The organism is Roseateles toxinivorans (assembly GCF_004362525.1).
Classification (GTDB): Bacteria; Pseudomonadota; Gammaproteobacteria; order Burkholderiales; family Burkholderiaceae_C; genus Paucibacter; species Paucibacter toxinivorans.
In genome coordinates this window covers 249179-265625 of sequence record NZ_SNXS01000003.1, presented here as the reverse complement: position 1 = coordinate 265625, position 16447 = coordinate 249179, and the positions used below count along the sequence as shown (strand labels likewise).

The 16447-nt window shown below is 67.2% G+C and carries 15 protein-coding genes and 1 tRNA gene; 10 read left to right on the top strand and 6 right to left on the bottom strand.

Annotated features, from left to right (window positions below; translation table 11 throughout):
• Positions 1 to 47: 47 nt before the first annotated feature.
• The 3 genes from DES47_RS12585 to DES47_RS12575 are packed head-to-tail and all read right to left on the bottom strand — an operon-like array spanning position 48 to position 3091.
• Positions 48 to 2006: a sensor histidine kinase gene (locus DES47_RS12585; protein WP_133701058.1), complete on the bottom strand. Its 1959-nt coding sequence runs from the start codon at positions 2004 to 2006 to the stop codon at positions 48 to 50.
• A complete protein-coding gene (locus DES47_RS12580) occupies positions 2003 to 2245 on the bottom strand; it encodes a PP0621 family protein (protein ID WP_133701057.1) in 243 nt (80 codons plus the stop codon). Before DES47_RS12580 ends, DES47_RS12585 begins: the two co-directional genes overlap by 4 nt.
• A gap of 6 nt (positions 2246 to 2251) precedes the next feature.
• Positions 2252 to 3091 (bottom strand): cytochrome C assembly family protein, encoded by an 840-nt coding sequence (locus tag DES47_RS12575; protein ID WP_133701056.1) that lies wholly within the window; start codon positions 3089 to 3091, stop codon positions 2252 to 2254.
• Positions 3092 to 3142: 51 nt separating this feature from the next.
• Between DES47_RS12575 and ffh the strand changes: the two genes are divergently transcribed.
• A complete protein-coding gene (ffh, locus tag DES47_RS12570; protein ID WP_133701055.1) occupies positions 3143 to 4501 on the top strand; it encodes a signal recognition particle protein in 1359 nt (452 codons plus the stop codon).
• Positions 4501 to 5235, top strand: coding sequence for a DUF2726 domain-containing protein (locus DES47_RS12565; protein WP_133701054.1), 735 nt, complete (start codon positions 4501 to 4503; stop codon positions 5233 to 5235). Before ffh ends, DES47_RS12565 begins: the two co-directional genes overlap by 1 nt.
• A 4-nt stretch (positions 5236 to 5239) precedes the next feature.
• Here DES47_RS12565 and ftsY read toward each other — a convergent pair whose 3' ends face one another.
• Positions 5240 to 6280 (bottom strand): signal recognition particle-docking protein FtsY, encoded by a 1041-nt coding sequence (ftsY, locus tag DES47_RS12560; protein WP_133701053.1) that lies wholly within the window; start codon positions 6278 to 6280, stop codon positions 5240 to 5242.
• Positions 6281 to 6397: 117 nt separating this feature from the next.
• On the opposite strand from ftsY, the gene DES47_RS12555 reads away from it, so the two are divergent.
• Positions 6398 to 6474, top strand: a tRNA-Met gene (locus DES47_RS12555).
• 141 nt (positions 6475 to 6615) lie between these two features.
• Positions 6616 to 7320 carry a TetR/AcrR family transcriptional regulator gene (locus DES47_RS12550; RefSeq protein WP_341800599.1) on the top strand — a complete coding sequence of 235 codons (705 nt, stop codon included), beginning with the start codon at positions 6616 to 6618 and terminating at the stop codon, positions 7318 to 7320.
• Between the two features lie 50 nt (positions 7321 to 7370).
• Here the strand turns inward: DES47_RS12550 and DES47_RS12545 are convergent, their stop codons facing one another.
• On the bottom strand, positions 7371 to 9881 hold the full coding sequence (locus DES47_RS12545; RefSeq protein WP_133701051.1) for a bifunctional diguanylate cyclase/phosphodiesterase: 2511 nt from the start codon (positions 9879 to 9881) through the stop codon (positions 7371 to 7373).
• A gap of 216 nt (positions 9882 to 10097) precedes the next feature.
• On the opposite strand from DES47_RS12545, the gene DES47_RS12540 reads away from it, so the two are divergent.
• Together DES47_RS12540 and miaB are read left to right on the top strand one after the other, a co-directional pair.
• The gene (locus DES47_RS12540) at positions 10098 to 10496 is read left to right on the top strand and encodes a hypothetical protein (RefSeq protein WP_133701050.1); all 399 of its coding nucleotides are present in this window, start codon (positions 10098 to 10100) and stop codon (positions 10494 to 10496) included.
• Between the two features lie 15 nt (positions 10497 to 10511).
• Positions 10512 to 11861: a tRNA (N6-isopentenyl adenosine(37)-C2)-methylthiotransferase MiaB gene (gene miaB / locus DES47_RS12535; protein WP_133701049.1), complete on the top strand. Its 1350-nt coding sequence runs from the start codon at positions 10512 to 10514 to the stop codon at positions 11859 to 11861.
• On the opposite strand, the gene DES47_RS12530 is transcribed toward miaB, so the two are convergent.
• Positions 11851 to 12123: a hypothetical protein gene (locus DES47_RS12530; protein WP_133701048.1), complete on the bottom strand. Its 273-nt coding sequence runs from the start codon at positions 12121 to 12123 to the stop codon at positions 11851 to 11853. The two genes, miaB and DES47_RS12530, sit on opposite strands and share 11 nt — an antisense overlap.
• Positions 12124 to 12259: 136 nt before the next feature.
• Here DES47_RS12530 and hemA point away from each other — a divergent pair, with 136 nt between their 5' ends.
• The 4 genes from hemA to DES47_RS12510 all read left to right on the top strand — a co-directional run bounded on the left by hemA (position 12260) and on the right by DES47_RS12510 (position 16368).
• The gene (gene hemA, locus DES47_RS12525; RefSeq protein ID WP_133701047.1) at positions 12260 to 13579 is read left to right on the top strand and encodes a glutamyl-tRNA reductase; all 1320 of its coding nucleotides are present in this window, start codon (positions 12260 to 12262) and stop codon (positions 13577 to 13579) included.
• A gap of 104 nt (positions 13580 to 13683) precedes the next feature.
• The gene (gene prfA / locus DES47_RS12520; RefSeq protein ID WP_133701046.1) at positions 13684 to 14766 is read left to right on the top strand and encodes a peptide chain release factor 1; all 1083 of its coding nucleotides are present in this window, start codon (positions 13684 to 13686) and stop codon (positions 14764 to 14766) included.
• A complete protein-coding gene (gene prmC / locus DES47_RS12515) occupies positions 14766 to 15599 on the top strand; it encodes a peptide chain release factor N(5)-glutamine methyltransferase (RefSeq protein ID WP_133701045.1) in 834 nt (277 codons plus the stop codon). The genes prfA and prmC overlap by 1 nt, the downstream gene beginning before the upstream one ends.
• Positions 15600 to 15762: 163 nt before the next feature.
• Positions 15763 to 16368, top strand: coding sequence for a hypothetical protein (locus tag DES47_RS12510; RefSeq protein ID WP_133701044.1), 606 nt, complete (start codon positions 15763 to 15765; stop codon positions 16366 to 16368).
• Positions 16369 to 16447 lie beyond the last annotated feature (79 nt).

Here is a 16447-nt window from a genome sequence, read left to right as displayed (position 1 = left end):
TCTCCCCCCTCGGGGGGCCTGACGCGAAGCGGCGGGTTTGGGGGCGCTCATGAGGGGGCTGCTGTGCTGGGAGTGTTGGCTGCGGCGCCGACCAAGGGTGCCTGGCGCCTCAGGGTGACGACGAACTGATTGCCTTGCACCTGGCTTTGCCGGCGGCTGATGTACTCGATATTGCCGCCATAGCGCTCGCACAGTTCGCGACAAATATACAGCCCCAGGCCGGTGCCGCGGCTGCGCGTCGAGAAGAAGGGCTCGAACAGATGGCGCTCAACCTCGGGCGAAATCAGATCGCCCTCGCTGAACACGCCCAACTCGGCCAGCCGGTCCGAGCGCAGGCCCAGGCTCACCAGCAGGGCCCCGGTTCGCTTGGGCGCATGCCGGTAGGCGTTGTCCAGCAGATTGACGACGACGCGGCGCAGGTGGTCCGGCTCGAAGGCAATCATCAGGGCGTGGGGCGGCAGGTGCAGCTGCAACAGGCCGTCGTCGCCCAGCGTGACCTCGTTGGTGCGTGCCCATTCCTGGCAGATCTCAAGCAGCAGCGCCTGGGCGTCGATGATGCTGGCCTCGCTGGCATCGCTGGCCACCCCGGGAGCCAGGGCCATCACGTCATCGACGATGCGCTTGAGGCGCAGTGCATTGCTGGCCACGATGGCGGTCAGATGCTGCTGCGTCGGCTCCAGGCAATCCTCGGACAGCAGCGCATTGGCCTGGTCGATAGCAGCCAGCGGGTTGCGGATCTCGTGCGCGATGCCGGCCGAGACGCGGCCCATCGCGGCCAGCTTCTCCTGGCGGCTGCGCGCCTGCACGGTGCGCAGGTCTTCGAGAAAGAGCACGCACAGCTCCTCGCTGGCACGCGAGGCCTGGCGGCGCGTGAAGCGCACGCGCACGCGCAGCGAGCGGCTGTTGCCGGGCTCGAACTGCAGGCTCAGATCAGCCCCCTCCTCGGGCCATTCACCCAGGGCAAAGGCGCTCTCGACCCCCGCCACCAGCGGCGCCCACACCGGCATGCCGCGCAGCTGGAACGGCGCGGCACGCACCATGCCATGGGCGCTGAGCAGGCTGCGCGCGGCCGGGTTCGCGGCACGCACGCGGCCGCGCCGGTCCACCACCAGCACACCCTCCTGCATCTCATCTATCACCAGCCGGTTCAGCTGGGCCTGCTGGCGTGCCAGCTCCAGGCTGCCGCGGGCACTGCGCTCCTCGCGCGCCAAACGGCTGGCCAGCTCGGCCGCCAGCAGGGTGACGATGAACAGGCCGCTGCCGGCCAGGCCGGACTGGGTCATGCGCAGCGCCGGGTCCAGACCACGAAGCACGCTGAGCCAGGCCGTGCCCAGCAGCATCAGGGTCACCCCGGCCGCGGTGGCCAGTGCCATCAGCCGCGGCGTCAGCAGGCCCGACATCAGCACCGGCAGCACCAGCAGCGCCACGAAGTTCAGGCTGCTGCTGCTATCCAAGGCATGCAACATCGAGAACACCAGCAGATCGACGCCGATGCTGCCGAGCCACTGCGGGCTGGCGAGACGCGCCAGGGCCTTGGGGCTGGTGGGCTGCTGAAAACGTGGCAACAGCCACAGCACCAGGGTCTGCACCGCATAGCCGCCACACAGCACCATCACCCAGACATCGGGCTTGGAGCCCAGCAGGGCCAGACTGATCTGCGTGGCCAGCAGGGCCAGCCCCAACGCCGCCCGAGCGGCAAGAAAGACACGGTAGATGCGCTGAAAGCTGGAGCCCCCCTGGGTGCCCGCACGCAGCCCCGAGGCGGGCTGATCGGTCTCTCCGGCATCGGCCTCGAGCTCATGAGCCAACCGCGCCTCGGCCTCCAGATCAAGCTCGGCATGCCCCTCGTCGGCGGGCGCCGGCCCGAACCAGGAATGCTGCGCCTCGTCGCGCGCCGCCGGCCCGCGCCTGTCGACGCGGCGCCGGTCGCCCTGGCGGCGATCGCTGGCGCGCCGGTTGCCGTTGGAGGCGGGTTCTGTGTCTGCCTCGAGGTCGGACAGCCTCATTGCACCCCGCCCTGCCGGGCCTCAAAGGCATTGCGGTGCTCGGCGCTGCAGAAGTGGCCGCCACGGCCTGGCAGCGCCTCGGCCACCGGCAGATGCAGGCCGCACTCGGCGCAGCTGACCATGGTCAGCGCCTTCTTCTTGGTCTCGTCGTCGCGCCGCACCGGCGGCGGCGTGCGCCGCTTGAAGCCCAGCAGCAATGCCACGACGCCAATCACCAGCAACAGAATCAGGTATTTCATCGCAGCTCAGTTGAGGGGCCGCTGCAGCAGCACTTCCAACACGAAACGGGAGCCCACATAGGCCAGCAGCAGCAGGCCCGCTCCCAGATACAACCAGCGCGTGGCGCGTCGGCCGCGCCAGCCAAACACCTGACGCCCGGCCAGCAGGCTGGACAGCACCAGCCAGCCCAGCATCGACAGCAGATTCTTGTGATCCCAGCGCCAGTGCGGTGTGAACCACCAGCCCAGTGCAATCGCCAGCGACAACATGCACACGCCCGCCGCCACGAACTGGAAGGTCAGCCGCTCCAGTCGCAGCAGCGGCAGGCCCATCGCACCCGCTGCCGGGGCCTTCTTCAGGCGCATCTGCCGCTCGGCCATATTGAGCAGCGCCGCATGCAGCACCGCCACACCGAACAGGCCATAGGAGGCCAGGCCCAGCACCCAGTGCAGCGGCGCCCAGGGTGAGCCCGCCTGTGGCCGGCTCTCGCCGGGAAAGATGCAGGCAAGCACCACCACCACCAGGCCCAGCGCCGACAGCACCCGCTTCACACCGGGCAGCGGCAGCAGCCGGCTCTCCACCATATAGACACCGAGCACCAGCCACAGGGTCATCGACAGCGCCGGCGCGAAGCCGAAACGTGCGCCGGGGTCGACCAGCCCAATGCCGGCAATATCGATCAGCAGGGCCGCGGCATGGGCAAGCCAGGCCAGCAGCAACGCATGCTGCAGGACCAGCGGCTGCGGTGCCGAGGCATGGGCCTTCAGCACCGTCACGGCATAGCCCAAAGCCGCCGCGCCACTGAAGCCCAGCAGGCTCCAAAGCGCCAGGCCCGACTGACTGGAGGTCGCGAACGATAGAATCATCCGCACAGTGTACTTTTGCGCATCAGCTTTTCAGCCGGCTGCGCCAGCCCCATGGCCTCCACCTTGACAGACCGCCTGAGTCGCCTCGTTAAAACGATGCGCGGCCAGGCCCGCATTACCGAAGACAACGTCCAGGACATGCTGCGCGAGGTCCGCATGGCTCTGCTCGAAGCCGACGTCGCCCTGCCCGTGGTGCGTGACTTCATCGCCCGGGTCAAGGAGAAGGCGCTGGGCACCGAGGTGGTGGGCTCGCTCTCACCAGGCCAGGCCCTGGTGGGCGTGGTGCACAGGGAGCTGGTCGCGACGATGGGCGCCGGCATCAGTGACATCAACCTCGCCGCGCAGCCGCCAGCGGTCATCTTGATGGCCGGCCTGCAGGGCGCGGGCAAGACCACGACGACCGCCAAGATCGCCAAGCACCTGATCGAGAAGCGCAAGAAGAAGGTGCTGACCGTCTCGGCCGACGTCTATCGCCCGGCAGCCATCGAACAGCTGAAGACCGTGACCAAGCAGGCCGGGGCCGAGTGGTTCCCGTCCGACCCGGGTCAGAAGCCGCGCGACATCGCGTTGGCCGCACTCGACTACGCCAAGCGGCACTACTTCGACGTGCTGATGGTCGACACGGCCGGCCGCCTGGCCATCGATGAAGCGCTGATGGCCGAGATTCGCGAGCTGCATGCGGTGCTCAATCCGGTCGAGACGTTGTTTGTCGTCGACGCCATGCAGGGCCAGGACGCGATCAATACCGCCAAGGCCTTCAAGGAAGCGCTGCCCTTGACCGGCGTCGTGCTGACTAAGCTGGACGGCGATTCGCGCGGTGGCGCCGCGCTGTCGGTGCGCCAGGTCACCGGTGCGCCAATCAAGTTCGCCGGCGTGTCCGAGAAGATCGACGGCCTCGAAGTGTTCGACGCCGAGCGCCATGCCGGCCGTGTGCTGGGCATGGGCGACATCCTGGCCCTGGTCGAGCAGGTGCAGGCCGGTGTGGACGTCGAGTCGGCACAGAAGCTGGCCGACAAGCTGCGCAGCGGCAGCGGCTTTGATCTGAATGACTTCCTGTCCCAGATCAGCCAGATGAAGAAGATGGGCGGCCTGGCCGGCCTGATGGACAAGCTGCCCTCGCAGATGACCGCCAAGGCAGGAGCGGCCGATATGGACCGGGCCGAGCGCGACGTGCGCCGCATGGAAGGCATCATCAATAGCATGACGCCGCTGGAGCGCCGCAAGCCCGAACTCTTGAAGGCCAGCCGCAAGCGCCGCATCGCCGCCGGTGCGGGCGTGCATGTGCAGGAAGTCAACCGCGTGCTCAATCAGTTCGAGCAGATGCAGGGCATGATGAAGAAGATGAAGGGCGGCGGCCTGATGAAAATGATGAAGCGCATGGGTGGCATGAAGGGCATGGGGGGCATGTAATGACCCTGGGCCTGGCCATTGCATGGGGGACCGCGCTGTTGCTGGCGGTGGCCCTGCTCTGGCTGCGGCACAAGTCCGGCCAGGCGCGCAAACAGGTCAGCGCCCGACCCGACCCGCTGGACACCGTCGAAGCCTGGCACCCCAAGCCGATGCGCGTGCTGATGAGCAGCGAGCGCAAGGCGCTTGGCGTGCTGCGCGAGGCCTGCCCCGACCACCTGATACTGGCCCAGGTGCCACTGTCGCGGTTTCTGCGCGTGCCCACCGATAACGCCTATGGCGACTGGCTGCAGCGCGTCGGCCATCACTGCGTGGATCTGCTCTTGTGCACCCAGACCACCGAGGTGCTGGCGGTGATCGAGCTGCAGCAGGAAAACACCCCGGCCAGCCGCCAGCAGCGCCTGGAGCGCGTGCGCCGCGTGCTTGAGGGCGCCGGCATTGCCATGTACACCCTGCCCGCCAAGCGCCTGCCCTCGGCCTCGGTGCTGCGCAATATGCTGCTGGGTGAAATTCCGCCCGGCCCCTCGGGCCGGCCCGAGCCCAATGGCGCCCGGCTCAGCAACAACGCCATGGCCGGCCTGGCCATGAGCCTGCGTGAGGCGCAGCGCGAATCGGTGCCCGCCGCCGACGACAACTCCGACCAGCACGAACCGACGCCCTCGACCTGGTTCGACGAGATGGAAACCACGCCGCTGCCGACGCTGGACCAGGCCACCCAGCCGCACCGGCTGAGCTGAAGAATTACTCCAGCAAGGCCTGGGCGAATTCGGCGGCGTTGAAGGTCTGCAGGTCTTCGAGCTTCTCTCCGACGCCGATGAAATAGACCGGGATCGGCCGCTCGCGCGCAATCGCCGCCAACACCCCGCCCTTTGCCGTGCCATCGAGCTTGGTCACGATCAGCCCGGTCAGACCCAGCGCCTCGTCGAAGGACTTGACCTGGCTCAGCGCGTTCTGGCCGGTGTTGCCATCGACCACCAGCAGCACCTCATGAGGCGCGTCGGCCTGTGCCTTGCCGATCACGCGACGAATCTTTTTCAGCTCTTCCATCAGGTGCAGCTGCGTGGGCAGACGACCGGCGGTGTCGGCAATCACCACATCGCGGCCGCGCGCGCGGCCGGCGGTGACGGCATCAAAGGTCACGGCCGAGGGGTCGCCGCCCTCCTGGCTGACGATCTCGACCTGGTTGCGATCGGCCCAGACGGCCAACTGCTCGCGCGCCGCCGCGCGAAAGGTGTCGGCCGCGGCCAGCAGCACCTTCAGGCCCGAGTCGGCAAAGTGCCTGGTGAGCTTGCCGATGCTGGTGGTCTTGCCGGCGCCATTGACACCCACCACCATCATCACCGTCGGGCTGTGCTCGCCCACCGTCAGCGGCTTCTCCAAGGGTTTGAGCAAATCAGTCAGCGCCTGCACCAGCAGCCCGCGCACGGCCGAGGGCTCGGTGGCCTTGGCCTCCTTGACGCGACGCTTCAGGTCGGCCAGCAGAAACTCGGTCGCCTTGACACCCGCATCGGCCATCAGCAGCGCGGCCTCCAGCTCCTCATACAGCGCGTCATCGATCTGCGTGCCGGTGAACACCTGGGCGATGCTGGAGCCGGTCTTGCGCAGGCCCTGGCGCAGCTTGTCCATCCAGCTGCGGCGCGGCACGTCAACGACAAGCACCGTCTCCTGCACCTCGGCAGGACTGGCAATGGCCGGGGCAGCAACGGCCACGGGCGGAGCCGCGACGGCCGGGCTTTCGGCAACTGGAACGGGAGCGGGTTTTTTACGAAAGAAGCTGAACATCGAGTCGGGCCGGCGGCTGCGGCAGAGTGAGGCGCCAAGAAATTTTGGGCTAAACGCGCATCATGCCTTGCAGATCTTGCTTGCGCACCAAAAATATCGCATATAATGGCGGGCTTAGGCGCTTTAGCTCAGTCGGTTAGAGCGACGGAATCATAATCCGCAGGTCCGGGGTTCGAATCCCTGAAGCGCCACCAAAAATGAAAGCCCTGTGAGTCAACGACTTACAGGGCTTTTTCATTTGCGCCCGGCCATCAGCACAGCCCACGCGACATCGCAAGAGGTTCCTGGCGCATCCGTCAGGTCTTTCACTAGGGAGCTGTCATCCAGCGGCGAAAGTGCGAGTATCCGAGGGGCCCCATCCACGACAGCTTCCCGACACCGTGCCAAGCCCCGACCAATCGCCCGCCCCGGGCCAAGACAGTGGAGACACCGAACGTCGCACCCGGCCGCACCGGCGCGGCGCCGCACGCGATGATGTGCGGCAGGGAATCCTGCGCGCGGTGCGGCAGATGCATGCCGAAAGCGGCTACTGCGGTGTGACCATGCGCAGCGTCGCGCAGGCGGTGGGCATGCCGCCGATGTCTCTGTACCGCTACTTCCCGAACAAGTCGGCGCTGCTGGAGGGGGTGTGGGCCGATGTGCTGGACGCCTCGCTGCAGATGGTCCGGACAGCAAGCAGCGCGTCGGACTCGCCGATGAGCCGCCTGCGCAAGCTGTACGAAGCCTATGTGATGTTCTGGCTCCAACACCCGGAAGACTTCAAGCTGGTGTTCGACCCCGGAAGCCGAGCAGCGCCGTCGACCCTGGCGGCAGGCCCGGCCTCCGGCTTCAGGCAGGAATGCGAAACCTTGATCGACGCCTGCCTGCCACCCGAGCTCGACGCGGCCCGGCGCCAGGCCGCCTACGACTTGTGCCGACTCAAGGTCATAGGCTTTCTGTTCGCGTCGATCAGCCTCATCTCCAAGCCGCTGACACCGACGCCGCTGCTGCTGAAGGCCATGCTGGACGACATCGAGCACCAGCTTCGCCATACGGGCTGAGGGCCGCGACGCCCCTTGGCTGCCCGAGGCCTATAGCAAGGACACAAGCTTCAGGGCGGCCCCGACGAAGCATGCAGGCGCGCACTGAACTCGCCGGCCTCCAGCGCCTTCGCGAACAGCCAGCCTTGATAGGTTTCGCAACCGTGCTCGCGCAGAAAATCCAGCTGCGCCTCAGTCTCCACGCCCTCGGCCACCAGGGTCAGCCCCAGGCTGTGGGCCAGCGCGATGATGGACCTCGATATTTTGACGTCGCTCAGGTCATGCGGAATGTCCTTGATGAAGCCCCGGTCGATCTTCAGCTTGGACACCGGCAGGGCCTTCAGATAGGCCAGCGAGGAGTAGCCGGTGCCGAAGTCGTCGAGCGCGACGGTGCAGCCCAGGGCCACCAGGGCGTCGAGCTGCTCGCGCGCGAGCAGGGGCTGGACCATGGCAATCGACTCGGTGATCTCGATCTCCAGCAGCTTGGCCTGTGCGCCGCTGCGCTGCAGCAACGCAGCCACCTTGTCGGGCAGATTGCGCTGCCGGAACTGCTGGGCCGAGAAGTTGACCGCCACGCGCAGCGGCGTGCCGGCGCCGCTCCAGGCGGCGATCTGACGGCAGGCGGTGTCCAGCACCCAGTCCGACAGCGGCAGTATCAGGCCGGTGGTCTCCGCCACCGGGATGAAGCGTCCGGGCGGCACCTCGCCCAGCAGCTCATCGGTCCAGCGCACCAGGGCCTCGGCGCCGACGATGGCGCCGCTGCGGACATCGACCTGCGGCTGGTAGAGCAGGCGCAGACCGCCGCGGTGGATGGCCTCCTTCAGGCGGGCATGCAGCTGCATGTTCTCGTGGGCATGCTGATCCAGCTGGGCCGAGTAGCAGGCGTAGGTGCCCCGGCCGGCCCGCTTGGCCTGGTACATGGCCAGGTCGGCGTAGCGCAGCAGGTCCTCGCTGTCGCGAGCATCCTCGGGGCAGAAGGCCAGGCCGATGCTGCCGCCGATATCGACCACTTGGTTTTGCAGGCGGCAGGGTGCGTCCAGCGACTGCAGCAGCTTCTCCGCAACGCTGACCGCCTCGTCAACGCTGCCCAGGTCCGACAGCAGGATGCCGAACTCGTCGCCGCCCAGCCGGGCCAGCGTGTCGCTCTCGCGCAGCACCGAGCGCAGGCGCTGGCTGACATGCCTCAGCAGCTCGTCACCGGCCAGGTGGCCGAAGCTGTCATTGACGGTCTTGAAGTCATCGAGGTCCAGGAACAGCGCCGCCACCCGCCGATCGCTGCGCCTGGCATGCGAAAGCGCCTGATCGAGTTGCAGGCGGAACAGCCAACGGTTGGGCAGGCCGGTCAGCTCGTCGTGCGTGGCCCGATGGTGCAGCGACTCCTCGAATCCCTTGCGCTCGGTCAGGTCGCGCACATAGGCGATCGCATGCTGCTCGTTCTCGTCCTGCCAATGCCCCAGCGAGATATCGACCGGCAGCATCTGGCCATCGCGGCGCATCAGCCGCAGGTCCAGGGAGCCCATCGCCCGGGCGTTCGCCGCGGTGAAGTAGTCGCGCATGGACCGGGCATGCCTGGCGCGCAGCGCGGGCGGCAGGAAGATGTCGACATTGCGGCCCACCAGCTCATCGCGCGGGTAGCCGGACATCGCCTCCATCGCCGGATTGACCATCAGAATGGTGCCGCTGTGATGGACCCACAACACGCCGTCCGGCGCTGCGCTGAGCACCAGCTTCTCGCGCAGATGCTGGGCCTCCATTCGCTCCAGCGGCCGGCGCAGGGCCTCGTTGAAGGTGGCATGGAACAGGTACAGATAGGCAGCGATCTTGTAGGCATGCCCCAGCACATTGGCGCCGTCCTTGTCGATCACGCCCAGCATGGTGAAGAACAGCTCGGACACGGCGGACAGCGCCACGGTAAAGATCAGCGCCATCACGCACTCGCGCACCAATTCCGCACGGCGGCGCCACAGCGCGACCAGCGTCGCCAGATTGAGGCCGATGATCAGCCACTCGGTGGTGATCTTCAGCGGAGTCAGCCCTTGACCTTCCACAAACAGGGCCGGTAGGCGCTCCGGCCAGGCCAGGCCGATCGCGGCGGCCAGGCCCACCAACAGCAGCATCGCCAGCAGCGCCAGGCGCCTGTGCAAGCGGCCCAGCGCCGGCAGGGCGGGCAGCAGGGCATAGGCCAGCAGCGCGGTGGCGGCCAGCAATCGGGCCAGCAGCCAGAAGAAGATCGACTTGTGCGCGGAGTTGGGCGTCAGGGCCGCGGGCATGCCCACATAGCTCAGCGCATGCAGGAAGTCGAGCAGTCCGACCCCCAGAAAGGCAACACCCAAGAGCACGACGGTGCCCTGGCGGGCCGGGAGTATGGCGCGGTATCCGGTGACGAAGACCAGCAGTGACACCACCACCGCCGCCAGTTCCACCAAGCTGTGCAGGAACACGAACTGCGCCGGGTCCACCACGATCTGCCGAGACGGATGCGACACCCACCAGAGCAGCGGCACAGCCAGCAGCAGCAGGCCCCAGCCGATGGCGCTCTGGTACGGATGCTGGTGGCCGGGACGCAGGGCGGGCGCCTTCATCGATGTCGCTGGTGGCGCCCGTCAGCGGCGCATGCGGCGCAGCGATCTGAGCAAAAAATTGATGCGTACATGTACGCAAATATAGCGGAACCGCGCAACGCTGGCATGCCTCGCTCACGCCGCTTTGAATCTGGCAAGAGCTCTTACAATAGGCACCTTCCCGGCCCGAGGCATGCCTTGGGCTGATTTCATTGACGCAGCCACTGGATGTACCCCATGTACCGCTGTGCTATTTCTGCCGTGGCCTTTGCCGCGGCGGCGCTGAGCCTTGGCTTTTCCGTCAGCGCCAGCGCCCAGAACCACCGCCCCTTTCCGGCCACAGCCCTGCGTGGCGAGCTGGTCGTCGTGCAGGCCCCCGATGTCACGCTCAATGGCCAGGCCGCCCGGCTGGCGCCCGGCGCGCGCATACGCGGCGACAACAATCTGATGCTGCTCTCGGCCAGCATCACGGGGCAGAAGTTGACTGTGCACTACACGATCGACTCCTACGGCCTGCTGAAGGATTTGTGGATCCTGAACACGACCGAGCTGGCCAACACGCCCTGGCCGCAAACCGCCGAACAAGCCGCCAGCTGGGTCTTCGACTCGGGTGCGCAGACCTGGACCAAGCGCTGAAGGGCGGACACCACCATGACTAAAAAAGTATTCATCAAGACCTTCGGCTGCCAGATGAACGAGTACGACTCGGACAAGATGGCCGATGTGCTGGGCGCCGCCCAAGGCTATGAGCCGACCACCGATGTCGAGCAGGCCGATCTGATTTTGTTCAACACCTGCTCCGTGCGCGAGAAGGCGCAGGAGAAGGTGTTCAGCGACCTGGGCCGAGTCAAGCACCTGAAGGCCAAGGGCGTGATGATTGGCGTCGGCGGCTGCGTGGCAAGCCAGGAGGGCGCTGCCATCATCGCCCGCGCGCCCTATGTGGACGTGGTGTTTGGCCCGCAGACGCTGCATCGTCTGCCGCAGATGCTGGACGCCCGCGCGCGCCAGAACCGGCCCCAGGTGGACATCAGCTTCCCCGAGATCGAGAAGTTCGACCACCTGCCGCCGGCCCGCGTCGAGGGTGGCAGCGCCTATGTGTCGATCATGGAAGGCTGCTCGAAGTACTGCTCCTACTGCGTCGTGCCCTATACCCGCGGCGAGGAGTTCTCGCGCCCGTTCGAGGACGTGCTGACCGAGGTGGCCGCCGCCGTTGACCAGGGCGTCAAGGAAGTGACGCTTCTGGGCCAGAACGTCAACGGCTATCGCGGCAAGATGGGCGGCACGGACGAGATCGCCGACTTCGCGATGCTGCTCGAATACGTCGCCGAGATCCCGGGCCTGGAGCGGCTGCGCTTCACCACCAGCCACCCGAACGAGTTCTCGCAGCGCCTGATAGAGGCCTATGACAAGGTGCCGCAGCTGGTCAATCATCTGCACCTGCCGGTCCAGCATGGCTCGGATCGCATCCTCTCGGCGATGAAGCGGGGCTACACGGCGCTGGAATACAAGTCCACGATACGCAAGCTACGCGCGGTGCGGCCGGACATCCGCCTCTCGAGCGACTTCATCGTCGGCTTCCCCGGAGAGACCGAGGAAGACTTCCAGAAGATGATGAAGCTGATCACCGACATCGGCTTCGACCAGAGCTTCAGCTTCGTCTTCAGCCCCCGCCCAGGCACGCCGGCCGCGGCCCTGGAGGACACGACGCCGCATGAGCTGAAGATCCAGCGCCTGCAGCATCTGCAGTCAGTCATCGACGCCAATGTGCAGAGCATCAGCCAGAGCCTGGTCGGCAAGACCCAGCGCATCCTGGTCGAGGGCCCGTCGCGCAAGGATGCGATGGAGCTGATGGGCCGCACCGAATGCAACCGCAAGGTCAATTTCGCCGGCCCGGCAAGGCTGATCGGTCAGATGGTGGACGTCAACATCACCGCCGCCTTCACCAACTCGCTGCGCGGCGAGGTGCTGATCACGGAGAGCGAAGAAGCAGCTATCGCTTGAAGCCGGCCCACCACAGGCTCAAGGAGCAGGCCAGCAACATCGCGCCATAGCCCAGCATCTTGCCGTCACGGCCCAGGAACACCAGGCTCAGCACCAATGCCACGGCGCTGGCCGCGGTGGCCCAGATGGCCAGGCGCTGCCAAGGCACGGATTTGAGTTCGCGCCGCCACAGCAGCTTGGCCAGCAAGGCGCTGATCAGGCCCACGCCCAGGGCCGGGGCAAAGAAATTCAGCGCATGCCACAGGGCGTCCAGGGGGCTCATAGATGTCTCGGCAAAAGCGGCGGGTGCGACGATTAGAGCGGCTCAAGACGAATTTCGCTTGATCCTCATCAACCGGATGGTCGCAGAACGCAGCCCCACGACGGCGCAAGCTGCCCAGCAATTTTATAATCGACCCATGAGTGTGTTTGCCCTCGGCCTGAACCATAGCTCCGCCCCGCTGGATTTGCGCGGGCGGTTTGCGTTCACCTTGGAGCAATTGGCGCCTACCTTGCAAGGTTTTCGCGAGCGGGTGCAGCAGCCGAAACAGGCCCGCAAGGGCCTGCCCGAGGCGGCCATGCTCTCCACCTGCAACCGCACCGAGCTCTATGTGGCCGGTGGCCCTGCGCTGGTACGCCCCGCCGTTGAGTGGCTGGCGGGCCTCGGCGATGTGGCGAGCAGCCATCTGCTGGACCATGCCTATGTGATGGAGGGCAGCGCCGCGGCGCGGCACGCCTTCCGCGTCGCCAGCGGGCTCGATTCGATGGTGCTGGGCGAGCCGCAGATCCTCGGCCAGATGAAGCAGGCGGTACGCGAGGCCGACCAGGCCGGCACCCTCGGGAGCACTCTGCACCAGCTGTTCCAGCGCACCTTCTCGGTGGCCAAGGAAGTGCGTACCGCGACCGAGATCGGCGCCCATTCGATCAGCATGGCCGCCGCCTCGGTGCGCCTGGCCGGCCAGCTGTTCGAGGATCTGAAGGACGTGCGCGTGCTCTTTGTCGGCGCCGGCGAGATGATCGAACTGGTGGCCACGCACTTTGCCGCGAAGAACCCGAAGTCGATGGCCGTGGCCAACCGCACGCTGGAGCGCGGCGAAAAGCTCGCCGGCCGCCTGGGCGCCGAGGCGATACGCCTGTCCGACCTGTCGCAGCGCCTGCATGAGTTCGATGCGGTGATCTCCTGCACCGCCAGTTCGCTGCCGCTGATCGGCCTGGGCGCCGTCGAGCGTGCGCTGAAGGCCCGCAAGCACCGGCCGATGTTCATGGTCGATCTGGCCGTGCCGCGCGATATCGAGCCCGAGGTCGCGAAGCTGGACGATGTCTATCTCTACACGGTCGATGACCTGTCCACCGTCGTGCAGACCGCTGGCGAGAAGCGCCAGGCCGCCGTCGAGCAGGCCGAGGCCATCATCGAGACCGGCGTGCAGAGCTTCCAGCACTGGATGGAGCAGCGCAGCACCGTGCCGCTGATACAGGCGCTGAATGCCCAGGCCGATGACTGGCGTGCCGCCGAGATGGCCCGCGCCCGCAAGCTGCTGGCCAAGGGCGCCGATGTGGACGAGGTGTTGGAAGCGCTGTCCCGCGGCCTGACCAACAAGATGATGCATGGCGCGCTGGCCGAGTTGCATGCCAGCGACGGCGCCCAGCGCCAGCAGCTGGCGCACACCGTGTCGCGCCTGTTCCTGCGCAACAGCGCCTTTGCGCCGGGCTCGGTCAAACCCGACGACGGCGAGCTCTAGCGAAGCCCTCAGGCTCCACCGCTCGCGGTGGCGTGCTGCCGGGCCCGTGCAAATCACCGGGCTGCCTACGCCTCCGCGCTCAAACCTCCTAGTTCCTGAGCGCCATGAAAGACTCCCTCCGCCAACAATTCGAACGCCTGAGCCACCGCCTGGCCGAGCTCGATGCCAATCTGAGTGACGGCTCGGTGGCAGCCGACATGAAGCGCTACCGCGCGCTGACCAAGGAGCAATCCGAGGTCTCGGGCCTGGTGCAGCGCTTTCGCCAGTACGAGCAGCGCGAGCGCGATCTGCGCGCCGCCCGCGACATGCAGGACGACCCGGAAATGGCCGAGATGGCCAGAGAAGAAATCGCCGAGGCCGAAGCCGACATCGCCCGCCTGCACGCCGAGCTGCAGACCGCCCTCCTGCCCAAGGACCCGGACGACGAGCGCAATGCCTTCCTGGAAATCCGCGCCGGTGCCGGCGGCGATGAGTCGGCGCTGTTTGCCGGCGACGTGGCACGCATGTATCTGCGCTATGCCGAGCGCTGCGGCTGGAAGACCGAGATCATGTCCGAGAGCCCATCCGACCTGGGCGGCTACAAGGAGCTGGTCGTCCGCGTCGAGGGCGACCACGCCTACGGCCGACTGAAGTTCGAGTCCGGCGGCCACCGCGTGCAGCGCGTGCCGGTGACAGAGAGCCAGGGGCGCATCCACACCAGCGCGTGCACGGTGGCGGTGATGGCCGAACCCGACGAGGCCGAGGAGGTGACGCTGAACCCGGCCGAGCTGCGCATAGACACCTTTCGCGCCAGCGGTGCCGGCGGCCAGCACGTCAACAAGACCGACAGCGCGATCCGCATCACCCACCTGCCCACCGGCCTGGTGGCCGAGTGCCAGGACGACCGCAGCCAGCACCGCAACAAGGCCAAGGCCATGGCCGTGCTGGCTGCCCGTCTGCGCGACAAGGACCGCAATGAGCGCGCCGCCAAGGAGGCCGCCGAGCGCAAGAGCCTGATCGGCACCGGCGACCGCAGCGACCGCATCCGCACCTACAACTTCCCCCAGGGGAGGCTGACCGACCACCGCATCAATCTGACCCTGTACAAGCTCGGCGCCATCATGGACGGCGACCTCGGCGACGTGTTCCAGGCGCTGCAGGCCGCCCAGGCGGCCGAACAGCTGGCGATGCTCGAAGGCAAGTCCTGATGTTCAGCACCATCGCCGAGGCCCAGGCCTGGGCGCGCAGCCAGGGGGTGGACCGGCTGGACGCCCAGCTGCTGCTGGCGCACCTGTTCACCGTGGACCGGGCCTGGCTGGTGACACACGATGATCAGGTGCTGAGCGAGGCCCAGCGCCAGACCTTTGCCAGCCAAGTCAGTGAGCGCACACAGGACGTGCCGCTGGCCTATCTGCTGGGCGAGAAGGAGTTTCATGGCCTGCGCCTGCAGGTCAGCCCGGCCGTGCTGGTGCCCCGCCCGGATACCGAAACCCTGGTGAACTGGGCGCTGGAAATCCTGCAGACATTGCCGTCCGAGCCGGCGCCGCGGGTCGTCGATCTGGGCACCGGCAGCGGCGCGATCGCCCTGGCCATCAAGCATGGTGCACCTCACATCAGCATGCAGATGGCCGACGTGAGCCCGGACGCGCTGGCCGTGGCCAGCGCCAACGCCCGGCGTCTGGGCCTGGACGTGGCCGCCCATCTGGGCAGCTGGTGGCAGGCGCTGCCGACGGGCCAGATATTCGACCTGGTGCTCAGCAATCCGCCCTATATCGCCGGCGGCGACCCCCATCTGCCGGCCCTGCGCCATGAGCCCACGCTGGCGCTGACGCCCGGCGGCGATGGCCTGTCCTCGCTGCAAACCATCGTCGATGGCGCGCCTGGCCGCATGCGTCCCGGCGCCTGGCTGCTGCTGGAGCACGGCTATGACCAGGCCGAGCCGGTGGCGGCGATGCTGGCCCGCGCCGGCTTCGAGGCCATCGCGAACCGTCGCGACCTGGGCGACCAGCCGCGCGTGACCGGCGGCCGATACCCGCGGTAACACCCTTCAGCCGAGGGGGCGGCAAAGGCGCAACAGTGCCCAAAAAAGCACGCAACTGGTTAGACAGACCGGGCAAGCGCGGGGTAGCATGAACTCAAGCGCCGGGGTCGGGTCATAACCACCAGCCCTCGACATCCTTCGACATCTAGCCCAGGAGACCGCCATGAAGTTCGCGCGTTTTTCGCTCACGGCAGCACTGTCAAGCCTGCTCCTGGCCGGCGCTTTCACTCCGGCACAGGCGGCCGATGGGCTCGGCCCCAAGCTCAGCCTGAACCAGGCCGACTGGCCTCGCTGGCAGGGCCGGTTGCAGCTGAACACCGCCGACGGCGAACGCCACAGCAGCGCCCCGCGCCTGCTCAGCGCCAGCCTGCTGGGCGACTACTACCTGACCGGCTCGCTGCTGGGCTCGCGCACCAGTGGCGGCCTGCGCGCCACCAGCGGCCTGCTGATGGGCCCGAGTTCGCTGACCCTGGGCGGCTTGAGCGCCCCCAGCGGCCTTTCGGTCAGCCGCCAATCGATGAATCTGTGGGGCCCCGGTCATGACGGCGGCGACCCCAACACCACCCTGCCCTATATCGGCATCGGCTACACCGGCCAATCCGCCCAGGGCACCTGGGGTTTCAAGGCCGACTTCGGCCTGGTCGGCATCGGCGCCAGCAATGGCCTGCGCCTGGGCCGCAATCCAAGCCTCGCCCGCAGCCTGGACGATGTGCTGCGCGACCTGCGCTTCACCCCGGTCATCCAGGTGGGCCTGAGCTACGCCTTCTGACGCTGCACCACCGTTCACGGTGGTGCGCCGACAAGACTGCAGACACACCAGACTGGTGCACCGAGTTCCCGAGGCCTGC